At 52.1% G+C, this 257-nt stretch carries 1 rRNA gene; it reads right to left on the reverse strand.

Annotated features, from left to right (window positions below):
- Window positions 1–257: ribosomal RNA gene (locus tag GEV02_RS32705) — 23S ribosomal RNA — on the reverse strand; the annotation flags it as partial.

Raw genomic sequence — 257 nt, forward strand, 5'->3', positions numbered from 1 at the left:
AGAATACTCATCTCGCCCACCTGTGTCGGTTTGCGGTACGGTCTCGTATGACTGAAGCTTAGAGGCTTTTCTTGGAACCACTTCCGATTGCTTCAGTGCCTAAGCACCTCGTCCCGATCCCTTGAATCCTGCGCCCGGATTTGCCTAAGCGCCTTCTATGAACCAGAAACTGACTATTCCAACAGTCAGACAACCTTCCGCGATCCGTCCCCCCATCGCATCATACGACGGTGCAGGAATATTAACCTGCTTCCCAT

It is taken from the genome of Rugamonas aquatica (assembly GCF_009380215.1).
Lineage (GTDB): Bacteria > Pseudomonadota > Gammaproteobacteria > Burkholderiales > Burkholderiaceae_D > Rugamonas > Rugamonas aquatica_B.